This is a genomic window from Persicobacter diffluens (assembly GCF_036244895.1).
In the GTDB taxonomy this organism is placed as follows: Bacteria; Bacteroidota; Bacteroidia; order Cytophagales; family Cyclobacteriaceae; genus Persicobacter; species Persicobacter diffluens.
Genome location: NZ_BQKE01000001.1, coordinates 3,185,366 through 3,196,322, shown reverse-complemented (window position 1 = coordinate 3,196,322; position 10,957 = coordinate 3,185,366). Strand labels below are relative to the sequence as shown.

Annotated in this window: 20 protein-coding genes; all 20 read left to right on the top strand. The window is 42.8% G+C overall.

The window, feature by feature from the left end; translation table 11 throughout:
* The first annotated feature begins 26 nt into the window (after positions 1 to 26).
* The 20 genes from AAA970_RS13100 to rpsH all read left to right on the top strand — a co-directional run bounded on the left by AAA970_RS13100 (position 27) and on the right by rpsH (position 10,951).
* Complete coding sequence (locus AAA970_RS13100; protein WP_053406736.1) at positions 27 to 353, top strand: DUF3467 domain-containing protein; 327 nt, start codon at positions 27 to 29, stop codon at positions 351 to 353.
* Between the two features lie 187 nt (positions 354 to 540).
* Entirely contained in the window at positions 541 to 921 is a 381-nt protein-coding gene (gene rpsL, locus AAA970_RS13095) for a 30S ribosomal protein S12 (protein WP_053406737.1), read from the top strand.
* 36 nt (positions 922 to 957) lie between these two features.
* Positions 958 to 1,425 carry a 30S ribosomal protein S7 gene (rpsG, locus tag AAA970_RS13090; RefSeq protein ID WP_053406738.1) on the top strand — a complete coding sequence of 156 codons (468 nt, stop codon included), beginning with the start codon at positions 958 to 960 and terminating at the stop codon, positions 1,423 to 1,425.
* A 5-nt stretch (positions 1,426 to 1,430) separates the two neighbouring features.
* Positions 1,431 to 3,554, top strand: coding sequence for an elongation factor G (fusA, locus tag AAA970_RS13085; protein ID WP_338237448.1), 2,124 nt, complete (start codon positions 1,431 to 1,433; stop codon positions 3,552 to 3,554).
* 15 nt (positions 3,555 to 3,569) lie between these two features.
* The gene (gene rpsJ / locus AAA970_RS13080) at positions 3,570 to 3,875 is read left to right on the top strand and encodes a 30S ribosomal protein S10 (protein ID WP_053406740.1); all 306 of its coding nucleotides are present in this window, start codon (positions 3,570 to 3,572) and stop codon (positions 3,873 to 3,875) included.
* Positions 3,876 to 4,254: 379 nt separating this feature from the next.
* Complete coding sequence (gene rplC, locus AAA970_RS13075; protein ID WP_053406741.1) at positions 4,255 to 4,875, top strand: 50S ribosomal protein L3; 621 nt, start codon at positions 4,255 to 4,257, stop codon at positions 4,873 to 4,875.
* A gap of 4 nt (positions 4,876 to 4,879) precedes the next feature.
* Positions 4,880 to 5,506, top strand: a complete 627-nt coding sequence (rplD, locus tag AAA970_RS13070) for a 50S ribosomal protein L4 (protein WP_338237447.1) — start codon at positions 4,880 to 4,882, stop codon at positions 5,504 to 5,506.
* A gap of 2 nt (positions 5,507 to 5,508) precedes the next feature.
* Positions 5,509 to 5,796: a 50S ribosomal protein L23 gene (gene rplW / locus AAA970_RS13065; protein WP_053406743.1), complete on the top strand. Its 288-nt coding sequence runs from the start codon at positions 5,509 to 5,511 to the stop codon at positions 5,794 to 5,796.
* Between the two features lie 12 nt (positions 5,797 to 5,808).
* Positions 5,809 to 6,633 carry a 50S ribosomal protein L2 gene (gene rplB, locus AAA970_RS13060; RefSeq protein ID WP_053406744.1) on the top strand — a complete coding sequence of 275 codons (825 nt, stop codon included), beginning with the start codon at positions 5,809 to 5,811 and terminating at the stop codon, positions 6,631 to 6,633.
* Positions 6,633 to 6,911 (top strand): 30S ribosomal protein S19, encoded by a 279-nt coding sequence (rpsS, locus tag AAA970_RS13055; RefSeq protein ID WP_053406745.1) that lies wholly within the window; start codon positions 6,633 to 6,635, stop codon positions 6,909 to 6,911. Before rplB ends, rpsS begins: the two co-directional genes overlap by 1 nt.
* A 2-nt stretch (positions 6,912 to 6,913) precedes the next feature.
* Entirely contained in the window at positions 6,914 to 7,276 is a 363-nt protein-coding gene (gene rplV, locus AAA970_RS13050; RefSeq protein ID WP_053406746.1) for a 50S ribosomal protein L22, read from the top strand.
* A gap of 6 nt (positions 7,277 to 7,282) precedes the next feature.
* Complete coding sequence (rpsC, locus tag AAA970_RS13045; RefSeq protein ID WP_053406747.1) at positions 7,283 to 8,011, top strand: 30S ribosomal protein S3; 729 nt, start codon at positions 7,283 to 7,285, stop codon at positions 8,009 to 8,011.
* A gap of 28 nt (positions 8,012 to 8,039) precedes the next feature.
* Positions 8,040 to 8,462, top strand: a complete 423-nt coding sequence (rplP, locus tag AAA970_RS13040; protein ID WP_053406748.1) for a 50S ribosomal protein L16 — start codon at positions 8,040 to 8,042, stop codon at positions 8,460 to 8,462.
* Between the two features lie 5 nt (positions 8,463 to 8,467).
* On the top strand, positions 8,468 to 8,659 hold the full coding sequence (rpmC, locus tag AAA970_RS13035) for a 50S ribosomal protein L29 (protein WP_053406749.1): 192 nt from the start codon (positions 8,468 to 8,470) through the stop codon (positions 8,657 to 8,659).
* Between the two features lie 4 nt (positions 8,660 to 8,663).
* Positions 8,664 to 8,918, top strand: a complete 255-nt coding sequence (rpsQ, locus tag AAA970_RS13030; protein ID WP_053406750.1) for a 30S ribosomal protein S17 — start codon at positions 8,664 to 8,666, stop codon at positions 8,916 to 8,918.
* 2 nt (positions 8,919 to 8,920) lie between these two features.
* Complete coding sequence (gene rplN / locus AAA970_RS13025) at positions 8,921 to 9,289, top strand: 50S ribosomal protein L14 (RefSeq protein ID WP_053406751.1); 369 nt, start codon at positions 8,921 to 8,923, stop codon at positions 9,287 to 9,289.
* 19 nt (positions 9,290 to 9,308) lie between these two features.
* A complete protein-coding gene (gene rplX / locus AAA970_RS13020) occupies positions 9,309 to 9,632 on the top strand; it encodes a 50S ribosomal protein L24 (protein WP_053406752.1) in 324 nt (107 codons plus the stop codon).
* Entirely contained in the window at positions 9,632 to 10,183 is a 552-nt protein-coding gene (gene rplE / locus AAA970_RS13015; protein WP_053406753.1) for a 50S ribosomal protein L5, read from the top strand. Before rplX ends, rplE begins: the two co-directional genes overlap by 1 nt.
* A gap of 9 nt (positions 10,184 to 10,192) precedes the next feature.
* Positions 10,193 to 10,462, top strand: a complete 270-nt coding sequence (gene rpsN / locus AAA970_RS13010) for a 30S ribosomal protein S14 (protein ID WP_053406754.1) — start codon at positions 10,193 to 10,195, stop codon at positions 10,460 to 10,462.
* 93 nt (positions 10,463 to 10,555) lie between these two features.
* Positions 10,556 to 10,951 (top strand): 30S ribosomal protein S8, encoded by a 396-nt coding sequence (gene rpsH, locus AAA970_RS13005; RefSeq protein ID WP_053406755.1) that lies wholly within the window; start codon positions 10,556 to 10,558, stop codon positions 10,949 to 10,951.
* Positions 10,952 to 10,957: the final 6 nt, after the last annotated feature.

Genomic DNA, 10,957 nt, shown 5'->3' with positions numbered 1-10,957 from the left:
TTATACCCACATCAAATTTAACTTTTATGCAAGAGCAAGATCAAAACCCAAAAAATGCCGGGAAAATCGATATCGAACTGCCGGAGGATATGGCGGAAGGTGTATATGCCAATTTGGCCATGATCGCCCACTCCAACAGTGAATTTGTTTTGGATTTTATCCGTATCATGCCCGGGGTTCCAAAGGCGAAAGTAAAATCTCGTGTGGTATTGACCCCCGAACATGCGGTACGGTTATTGCAAGCATTGCAGGACAATGTAGCCAAGTACGAATCCATGCACGGTCCAATCGGTCGAAATGGTCAGCAAGATGGTGGGCCTTATAATTTTGGCGGACCGGTAGGTGAAGCTTAAGCTGCAGGTTTTTGTGTTAGAATTTGCCTAAAAAGCAATATTTGATCGCTTGAAAAGTATGCTTCCAAATTATTTTTTCAAGCTTTCAGACAAATAAGGTTTAAAGGGTTTGATTAGTCTGTGATTATCAATACCTTTGCAAACCTATTTTAAAATAGTAATTTCATACTTTAAACGATTTCATTAAATGCCTACTATTCAGCAATTAGTACGCAAGGGCAGAAAAAGCTTGATTGATAAATCAAAATCTCCTGCCTTGGACTCATGTCCACAACGTCGTGGAGTATGTACTCGTGTTTACACGACTACTCCAAAGAAACCAAACTCAGCGATGCGTAAAGTAGCTCGTGTGCGTTTGACTAACGGTAAAGAGGTGAACGCCTACATTGGTGGTGAAGGTCACAACTTGCAAGAGCACTCGATCGTGTTGATCCGTGGTGGTCGTGTAAAGGATCTTCCTGGTGTGCGTTACCACGTAGTTCGCGGTGCTTTAGATACAGCCGGTGTTAGCGGTCGTCTTCAGGGACGTTCTAAGTACGGTGCTAAACGTCCTAAGGACAAAAAATAATTAAAAAATTAAAGTACATTATTGTAGTAAAAAGCAATGAGAAAGGCTAAACCAAAAAAGCGGTATATTCTTCCTGATCCAAAGTTCCAAGATACTTTGGTAACGAAATTCGTTAACTATTTAATGTTAGACGGGAAGAAGAGTATTGCCTATAATATTTTCTATGACGCCATCGACTTAGTTGAGGAGCGCGTAGGTGAGAACGGTCTTGAGGTTTGGAAAAAGGCTTTGAATAATGTAATGCCAGCTGTCGAGGTTAAATCTCGTCGTGTGGGTGGTGCTACATTCCAAGTGCCTATGGAAGTTCGACCTAGCCGTAAATCATATTTGGGAATCAAATGGTTGATTCGTTATTCACGTTCTCGTGGTGAGAAAACCATGAAAGAACGTTTGGCTGGGGAGATCATTGCTGCTTCCAAAGGCGAAGGCGCAGCGGTGAAGAAGAAGGATGATACACACCGCATGGCGGAAGCTAACAAAGCATTCTCTCACTTTAGATTCTAATACAAATGGCTAAGGATTTAACTTTCCTGCGTAACATCGGTATCATGGCTCACGTCGATGCCGGTAAGACCACTACCACTGAGCGTATCCTTTATTATACTGGATTGTCTCACAAAATTGGTGAAGTACACGATGGAGCTGCTACCATGGACTGGATGGAGCAAGAGCAAGAGCGTGGTATCACCATTACTTCTGCTGCAACTCAAACGCAGTGGCACTACCCAACTGATAAGGGTACACACGTAAAAGGTTTGACTAAGCCTTACACTGTTAACATCATTGATACTCCAGGTCACGTTGACTTTACTGTAGAGGTAGAGCGTTCATTGCGTGTATTGGATGGTGCTGTTGCATTGTTCTGTGCTTCTTCAGGTGTTGAGCCTCAGTCTGAGACTGTATGGCGTCAGGCTGATAAGTACCGTGTGCCACGTATCTGTTTTGTGAACAAAATGGACCGTGCTGGTGCTAACTTCTTGGGAACTGTTCAGGAAATCATCGACAAATTAGGTGGTAACCCTGTTCCATTGCAGTTGCCTATCGGAGCTGAAGATACTTTCACTGGAGTAGTTGACTTGATCAAAAACAAAGCAATCATCTGGAACGAAGAAGACATGGGTATGACCTATGTGGAGCAAGAAGTTCCTGAGGATATGGTTGATGAAGTTGCTGAGTGGAGACAGAAGTTGGTAGAGGCTGTAGCCGAGTATGATGAGGAGTTGTTGGAGAAATTCTTCGAAGACGCTGATTCTATTACAGAAGAAGAAATGATGGCCGCTATCCGTGCAGCTGTAATTGACATGTCAATGCAGCCTGTAATGTGTGGTTCAGCATTTAAGAATAAAGGTGTACAAGCAGTATTGGATGCTGTATGTTCATTCTTGCCATCTCCATTAGATCTTCCTGCTATCGAAGGTGTTAATCCTGATACTGACGAAGAAGTTGTGCGTAAGCCAACAGTAGAGGATCCATTTGCAGCATTGGCATTTAAAATTGCTACTGACCCATTCGTAGGTCGTTTGTGTTTCTTCCGTGTGTATTCTGGGTCATTGAACGCAGGTTCTTATGTATTGAATACGCGTACAGGTAAGAAAGAACGTATCTCTCGTTTGATGCAGATGCACTCTAACAAGCAAAACCCAATTGATATCGTAGAAGCTGGTGACATCTGTGCAGGTGTTGGTTTCAAAGATATCAAAACTGGTGACTCTTTGGTAGACGAGAAGAACCCGATCATCTTGGAGGAAATGACTTTCCCTGAGCCTGTAATCGGTATCGCTATCGAGCCTAAGAAGCAAGCTGATGTTGATAAACTAGGTATGGCTTTGGGTAAATTGATCGAAGAGGATCCAACCTTGCGTGTACAAACTGATGAGGAAACTGGTCAGACTGTATTGCGTGGTATGGGTGAGTTGCACTTGGAGATTATCTTGGATCGTTTGAAGCGTGAATTCAAGGTAGAGGTTTCTGAGGGTGCTCCTCAAGTAGCTTACCGTGAGCAAATCACTACTGCTGTTGAACACCGTGAGGTTTACAAAAAGCAGTCTGGTGGTCGTGGTAAGTTCGCGGACATCGTATTCGAATTGATGCCTCGCGAAGATGATAAAGTTGGCTTGGAATTTGTAAACGAAATTGTAGGTGGTGCTATTCCTCGTGAATTCATCCCTGCTGTACAAAAAGGATTTGAGTCTTCTATGGTGAATGGTCCTTTGGCTGGTTTCCCTGTAGAGGCGATCAAAGTTCGTTTATTCCACGGTTCCTTCCACGATGTCGATTCTGACTCTTTGTCTTTCGAATTGGCAGCACGTATGGGATTCCGTGAGGCAGCCAAATTGGCTAAGCCTCAAATTTTGGAGCCAATCATGGCGGTAGAAGTTGTTACTCCAGATGATTACACTGGTCCTGTAACAGGTGACTTGAACCGTCGTCGTGGTATCATGAAAGGTATGGATACTAAAGGTAACGCTTCCGTTATCAAGGCTGATGTACCTTTGTCTGAGTTGTTCGGTTATGTGACTGACCTACGTACCATTTCTTCTGGTCGTGCGTCTGCATCATTGACCTTCTCTCACTATGATCCGGTTCCAAACAACCTAGCTAAAGACATTATCGCAGAAGCGAAAGGAGAATAAGAGCGTTAGATAGATATGAATCAAAAAATTAGAATAAAATTGAAGTCTTACGATCACAACTTGGTAGACAAGTCTTCTGAGAAGATCGTAAAGGCGGTAAAGGCGACTGGAGCTGTGGTAAGCGGCCCAATTCCATTGCCAACTGAGAAAGAACGTTTCACTGTATTGCGTTCCCCTCACGTAAACAAGAAATCTCGTGAGCAGTTCCAAATCTGCACTTACAAGCGTTTGGTAGATATCTACTCAAACTCTGCAAAGACTGTAGATGCTTTGATGAAATTGGAATTGCCTTCAGGTGTTGATGTTGAGATCAAAGTTTAATGATCCCATCGCCTGAGCGATAAGTATTGAAAAGGTCTGGAACTTCGGTTTCAGGCCTTTTTTTGTGCCATTTGCGCAAAGAGGCTTGAGAAAAAGGTTGCGCTTTATTTGAAAAATGCAATTTGGTGGTCTTCTGAAAAAATCCTTAAAATTTATCTTTAAACCGTGTTTTCAGCATGCTTTTTGACTAAATGGCAAGGGGATTGAAAAGGTCTGGAAGATTAATATTGTTGTAAGTGGCTTTTTTTAAGTTAGATGCAGTGTGATAAATCGGAAAATGTTTTGTTTCTGATATTAATTTCCTAACTTTGCAGTCCTTTAGAATGGCGAGCGAGTGTTCGTTCGTTAATTTTAATTTATTTTATACTAAAACGTTAGTATGTCTGGTATTATCGGTAAAAAAATCGGAATGACTAGCATCTACAGTGCCGATGGACAGAATGTCGCATGCACATTAGTAGAGGTTGGTCCTTGTGTAGTAACACAAGTAAAGACCGTCGAGACAGACGGCTATGATGCTGTTCAGCTTGGCTTCGGCGATAAGAAAGCTAAGAACACTTCAAAAGCGATGCAAGGGCATTTCGCTAAGGCAAACACTACTCCAAAGAGAAAGCTTGTTGAGTTCCGCAACTTCGAAGGTGAAGCTGCATTGGGCAACGAGATTCGAGTAGAGGAAGTATTTGCAGAAGGTGATTTCCTAGACGCTGTAGGAACCTCCAAAGGTAAAGGTTTCCAAGGTGTTGTGAAACGTCACGGTTTTGGTGGGGTTGGACAAGCTACCCACGGTCAGCATAACCGTCTTCGTGCGCCAGGTTCTATCGGTGCGGCTTCGTTCCCATCTCGTGTATTCAAAGGTCTTCGTATGGCTGGACGCATGGGTGGCGATCGCGTAAAGATTCAGAACTTGCGTGTTATGAAAGTGTATGGCGACAAGAACCTAATCGTAGTGAGCGGTTCTATCCCAGGCGCTAAAAATTCATTTGTAATTCTAGAAAAGTAATTCAATGGAGATTTCGGTATTAAAAGTTGACGGTAGCGAAAGCGGCAAAAAAGTTGAGTTGCAAGACTCGATCTTCGCTGTTGAGCCCAACGATCACGCAATCTACTTGGACGTGAAACAGTACTTGGCTAACCAAAGACAAGGTACGCACAAGTCTAAAGAACGTGCTGAGATCGCAGGTTCTACTAAAAAAATCAAGAAACAGAAGGGTACAGGTACTGCACGTGCAGGATCTTTGAAGTCTCCTGTTTTCGTTGGTGGTGGTAGAGTTTTCGGTCCAAAACCACGTAACTACGGCTTTAAGCTGAACAAAAAAGTAAAAGCTTTGGCTCGTATGTCTGCGCTTTCTTACAAGGCCAAAGGTCAGGACATCATCGTTATCGAAGATGTAGCGATGGATGCGCCTAAGACTAAGGAGTTCGTGAACATTTTGAACGGATTGTCTTTGTCAGGTAAGAAAGTATTGGCTGTCACTGGTGATTTGAACGCAAACGTAAACTTGGCTGCGCGTAACATTCGCAAAGCTAAAGTTGCTGATGCAGCTTCAATTAACACTTATGATGTGTTGAACGCAGATAGCCTAGTGCTTTTCGAAAGTTCTATTGAGAAAATTGAAAAATTATTCGCTTAATCATGAGTGTACTTAAGAAACCTTTGGTTACCGAAAAAGCCTCTTTCCAAAATGAGAGTGGTGTTTATGGTTTCATCGTAGACCTTAACGCCAACAAATTGGAAATTAGAAAAGAGGTTGAGCGTATGTACGGCGTAAACGTTGTAGCTGTACGTACAGCACGCTACTTGGGCAAAAAACGCACACGTTATGCTAAGTCTTCGATCATTACTGGTCGTAGCAACAGCTATAAAAAGGCGTTTGTGCAAGTTGCAGAAGGTGAAGTTATTGATTTTTACAGCGGAATCTAAAGAAGTTAGACAATGGCAGTAAAGAAATTGCGTCCTACAACTCCAGGACAAAGATTCAGAGTAGCGCCTTCATTCGAGGAAATCACTAAATCCACTCCAGAAAAATCTCTTACTGTAGGTTCACGTAAGTCTGGTGGTCGGAACAACAGTGGTCGTATGACGATGCGTTATTTAGGTGGTGGTCACAAGCGTAAATTGCGTTCTGTAGACTTCAAACGTCAGAAATTTGGCGTTCCAGCTACCGTAAAAGCGATCGAATATGATCCAAATCGTACAGCTTATCTTGCATTGCTTTTTTATGCAGATGGTGAGAAAGCCTATATTCTTGCACCTGAAGGATTGCAGGTAGGTACTCAGATTGTTTCTGGTGCTGATGCAGCTCCTGAAGTGGGTAACCACGTACTAATGGCCAACATTCCATTGGGTACTATTATCCACAACATTGAGCTTACTCCTGGTAAAGGTGGTTTGTTGGTACGTTCAGCTGGTGCTTATGCACAGTTGGTAGCGAAAGAGGGTAAATATGTTACCATCAAGCTTCCTTCTGGTGAAATGCGTTTAGTATTGGCTACTTGTTACGCTACGATCGGTGAGGTTTCTAACGGAGACCACATGAACGTTCGTTTGGGTAAAGCGGGTCGTAACCGTTGGTTAGGTCGTCGTCCACGTGTTCGTGGTGTTGCTATGAACCCGGTTGATCACCCAATGGGTGGTGGTGAAGGCCGTTCTTCTGGTGGTCACCCACGTTCTCGTAACGGTGTATACGCTAAAGGTGGTAAGAGCCGTAAAGCCAACAAGTACTCTGATAAATTGATCATTTCAAAGCGTAAGAAATAATGGCAAGATCACTTAAAAAAGGACCTTATATTGACTTCCGCCTTTCTAATAAGGTAGATGCCATGAACGAGGGTGGCAAGAAGACCGTGATCAAAACTTGGTCTCGTCGTTCTATGATTTCTCCTGAATTCGTAGGTCACACATTCGCAGTTCATAATGGAAATAAATTTATTCCAGTTTATGTAACTGAAAACATGGTAGGTCACAAGTTTGGAGAATTTGCTCCTACTCGTACCTATAAGGGTCATATTAATAAAAAAGACAAGGGCAAGAGATAATTATGAAAGCTGTTGCAAGACTAAGAAACTGTCCGACCTCGCCGCGTAAAATGCGCTTGGTAGCAGATATGATCCGCGGTCAGCGCGTGGACACAGCATTAAATATTTTGAAATTCGATCCAAGACATTCTTCGAATCGTCTGGAAAAGCTGTTGCTTTCTGCGATTGCTAACTGGGAAAATGCAAACGAGGGTGAGTCCTTGGAAACTGCAAACCTAGTAGTTAGCGAAATCTTCGTAGATAGCGCCCGTATGTTAAAGCGTTTGCGTCCAGCACCGCAAGGCCGAGCTCACCGTATTCGTAAGCGTTCGAATCACGTGACGCTTGTTGTGGATTCATTGTCAACCAAAACTGAAGAAAACTAATCAATTATGGGACAGAAAGTTAATCCAATTGGCCTGCGTTTAGGTATCGTAAGAGGCTGGGACTCTAACTGGTACGCGAACTCTCGCGATTTTTCTGACAAATTGATCGAAGATCAAAAAATCAGAAAATATGTATTGGCGCGTATTCCTAAAGGTGGAATCAGCCGTATCGTGATCGAGCGTACGTTGAAGCGTATTACTTTGACCATCCACACTGCCCGTCCGGGTGTTGTAATTGGTAAAGGTGGTGCAGAAGTGGATAGAATTAAAGAAGAGTTGAAGAAATTGACATCTAAAGATGTTCAAATCAACATCTTCGAGATCAAGCGTCCTGAATTGGAAGCGAAATTGATCGGTGATTCTATCGCGCAACAACTACGTGCTCGTATTTCATACCGTCGTGCTATGAAGCAAGCGATTGCTTCTGCAATGCGTGTAGGTGCTCAAGGTATCAAAGTTAAATTGAGCGGTCGTTTAGGTGGTGCTGAGATGGCACGTACCGAAATGTACAAAGAAGGACGTATTCCTTTGCACACATTGCGTGCAGACATCGACTACGCAATCTGTGAGTCAGATACGATCTACGGTAAAATCGGTATCAAAGTTTGGATCTTCAAAGGTGAAGTTTACGGTAAGCGTGACTTGACTCCAGCTGGTGATAACGATCGTCGTGGACGTCGTCGCAAAGATGGTGGTAACAACAACCAACAAGGCGGCCGTCGCAGAAGAAAGTAATCGCATAAGAAAGTAAAACAGCTTAGAAATGTTACAACCGAGAAGAGTAAAACATAGAAAAGTTCAGAAAGGCCGCGTTAGAGGTCTTGCTGGAAGAGGCCATGAGATTGCCTTTGGTAGCTTCGGTATCAAGTCTCTTGAGGCAGGTTGGATTACCAGCCGTCAGATTGAGGCAGCTCGTATTGCGGTTACTCGTGCAATGAAACGTGAAGGTAAAGTTTGGATCCGTATCTTCCCTGACAAACCTATTACTAAGAAGCCTGCAGAGGTTCGTATGGGTAAGGGTAAAGGTGCTCCGGAATACTGGGTGGCTTGTATCAAGCCAGGTACCATTTTATTTGAATCAACAGGTGTACCTTTAGCACTAGCGCAAGAGTCAATGCGTTTAGCGGCACAGAAATTGCCTGTAAGAACTAAATTCGTTGTACGTAGAGATTACGTTGAAGCATAAGAGTTATGAAAAATTCTGAAATCGCACAACTAAGCAAGGAAGAGTTGATCCAAAAGATCACTGCTGAAAAGGAAGCTTTGCAAAAATTGCAGTTTGCTCACGCGATCTCTCCGATTGAGAATCCGATGAAGATCCGTAGCAGTCGTCGAATGATCGCAAGGTTGGAAACCGCATTACGTCAACTTGAAGCTAAGTAAGATCATGGAAAGAAACTTAAGAAAAGAACGTATCGGCGTTATCACCAGCAACAAAATGGATAAGTCCATCACTGTTCAGGTAACCCGTCGTGTAAAGCACCCTATATACGGTAAATTCGTAACTAAATCCACTAAATTCATGGCTCACGATGAGAACAATGATTGTGGTATTGGTGATACCGTACGCATTGCAGAGACACGTCCGTTGTCTCGCAACAAGCGCTGGAGATTGGTAGAAATCATTGAAAGAGCGAAGTAATTATGATCCAACAAGAAAGTCGTCTAAACGTAGCGGATAACTCAGGAGCTAAAGAAGTTCTTTGTATCCGTGTTTTGGGTGGAACTGGTAAACGTTACGCTTCTATCGGTGACAAAATTGTTGTTACTGTGAAGTCTGCCCTTTCATCCAGCAACTTGAAAAAAGGTACAGTATCCAAAGCTGTAGTGGTTCGTACGAAAAAAGAAATCCGTCGTAAAGATGGTTCTTATATCCGTTTCGAAGATAACGCTGCAGTATTGTTGGGTGCTAATGATGAGCCAAGAGGTACTCGTATCTTCGGCCCTGTTGCTCGTGAGTTGCGTGAGAAGCAATTTATGAAGATTGTTTCCTTAGCACCGGAAGTACTTTAATTAATTAAAGGAAAAGATCATGTCTAAAGTAAAAATCAAAATCCGTAAAGGAGATACAGTAAAGGTGATCGCCGGTAACGATAAGGGTAAAACTGGAATCGTACAGGAGATTATCACCGCAACTAACCGCGTAATTGTTGAAGGTATCAACGTTGTAACTAAACACGTGAAGCCTTCTGCAACTAACCCTAATGGCGGTATCGAGAAAGTCGAGGCTCCTATTAATATCTCTAACGTAGCGTTTGTAGATCCTACTTCAGGTGAAGCTAGCCGCGTTGGACGTAAAGTAGTTGATGGTAAAATCGTGCGTTACGCCAAAAAATCAGGGGAGGAAATTAAGTAATGGCTACTCCAAGACTTAAAGAAAAATATCAGAACGAGATTGCTGCTGCACTAAAGGAGAAATTTGGTTACAAATCAGTAATGCAAATTCCTGCAGTAGAGAAAATCTGTATCAATAAGGGTATCGGAGAAGCTGTTTCCGATAAGAAATTGATCGATCAAGGTGTGGAAGAGTTGACGACTATTGCTGGTCAGAAAGCTGTTCCTACTAAGGCAAAAAATTCTATCTCCAACTTTAAGTTGAGAGAAGAAATGCCGATCGGTGCACGCGTTACTTTGCGTGGAGACCAAATGTACGAATTCTTGGACCGTTTGTTAACCATCGCGTTACCTGCAGTTCGTGACTTCCGTGGGGTTTCTGCCAAAGGGTTTGATGGCCGTGGTAACTACACTTTGGGTGTAAAAGAGCAGATCATCTTCCCAGAGATTTCTATCGAGAAGGTAAACAAAATCTCTGGTATGGATATCACTTTTGTTACTTCAGCTAACACTGACGAAGAAAGCTACGAGTTATTGAAAGCTTTCGGTATGCCTTTTGCTAACAAAAAATAATAAGATAAAATGGCTAGAGAAGCAGTAAAAGCTCGTGGGCGCAAGCGCGAGAAAATGGTAGCGAAATACGCTGAAAAACGCAAAGCTTTGAAAGAAGCTGGCGATTATATCGGTTTGGATAAGTTGCCTCGCAACGCCTCTCCAGTACGTTTGCACAACCGTTGTAAATTGACTGGTCGTCCAAAAGGTTATATGCGTAAGTTCGGCATCAACCGTGTTACTTTCCGTGAAATGGCTTCTGCAGGTTTGATTCCTGGAGTGACCAAAGCATCGTGGTAAGATAACCCTTTGAGAAATAAGATATAATTATTACCTTTGCACGCCCTGCTACTTTTGGCAGGGCATTGCATATAATTTCAATTAATATTTATCATGACTGATCCAATAGCAGATTTCTTAACGCGTATTCGTAACGCGCAGAAAGCGACGCACAGAATCGTGGAAATCCCTGCATCTAACGTCAAGAAAAACATGACGAAGGTGCTATTTGACAAAGGCTACATTCAGTCGTATAAATTCGTAGAGGACGGACCTCAGGGCACTATTAAAATCGCCTTGAAGTATCACCCTGTGACGAAAAAGCCAGCCATCGAGAAGTTGGAGCGCATTTCGAAACCGGGTCTACGTAAATATACGAAGAATGGAGATATGCCTCGCGTATTGAATGGCTTAGGTATTGCCATTTTGTCCACTAACAAAGGAATTATTAGTAACAAAGAAGCTCGCGAACTGAATGTTGGTGGCGAGGTTTTATGTTACGTTTACTAATTTAAT